This is a genomic window from Mycobacterium sp. E2497 (genome assembly GCF_001668695.1).
GTDB lineage: Bacteria > Actinomycetota > Actinomycetes > Mycobacteriales > Mycobacteriaceae > Mycobacterium.
The window spans coordinates 1-841 of the sequence record NZ_LZKD01000004.1 but is presented as its reverse complement, the minus strand read 5'-3'; the positions used below and the strand labels follow the sequence as shown (position 1 = coordinate 841).

Below are 841 nucleotides of genomic sequence, written 5' to 3'. Positions count from 1 at the left end.
AGCGCGTAGATGGCGTCGACCGTGGCCCGCACGTCCGTGTCGGCGGGCAGCGCGCCCCGGGTTCGGGCGTCCCCGATGATCTCGGCGACGGCGCCGCGCAACGCCTTCAGCCCGGGATACTCCGGTCGGCCGCGAACCGGGTGCTCGTTGCTTTCGGCGCGGACCGCGCGATCGAATGCGGCCAGATGCGGATGCTCGCGCATCAGCCGGCTCGCCTCGTCCAGCACCGCCGCGAGGCGATCGACCACGCCGCCGGGACCCGCGGCGGCGGCTCGCAGCCGCGGCACCGCCATGCGTTCGATGTCCTCGACGGCCGCGTCCAGCAATTCGGACTTGTTCGGGAAGTAGTTGTAGAGGCTGGCGCTGGTGACGTTCGCGGCCCGGGCGATCTCACGGATGGTGGCGCCCGCGTACCCGAATTCGGCCACGCAGCGCATGGTGGCAACGACGATCCGCTGCCGCGTCTCCTCGCCGCTGGCGCCGACCGGACGTCCCCGTTGCGCCCGCGTCACCGTGCTGTCCTCACTCGCGCGTCCCGTCCGCCGGCTCCCGGTCCCCGACACGGTCGAATATAATCGAGTGATCGATTAGTTTCGGCTTCGCCGCGGAGGTGCGTAGTGCGTGATGGACGGAGCTGCGGCGGGCTTCCCGCCGCATGAGCGTCACGCCGCCGCAATTGGGTCGGCCGGTGGGTGCCGACGGTGAGCAGACCCGGGCCCGCATCATCACCGCCGCGATGCGATGTGTGGCCGAGAATGGCTATTCGCGCACCACGATTCGCGAGATCGCCCGGGCGGCCGACGTCACCAGCGGCAGCCTCTACAACTACTTTCCGAACAAG

General features: G+C 70.3%; 2 protein-coding genes. One reads left to right on the top strand and one right to left on the bottom strand.

Features of this window, described 5'->3' with window-relative positions; all coding sequences use genetic code 11:
- Window positions 1-512: TetR/AcrR family transcriptional regulator (locus tag A5713_RS00245; protein WP_156751686.1), on the bottom strand; the 512-nt coding region annotated here is incomplete at its 3' end.
- A 143-nt stretch (window positions 513-655) separates the two neighbouring features.
- Here A5713_RS00245 and A5713_RS00240 point away from each other — a divergent pair.
- Window positions 656-841: TetR/AcrR family transcriptional regulator (locus A5713_RS00240; RefSeq protein WP_156751685.1), on the top strand; the 186-nt coding region annotated here is incomplete at its 3' end.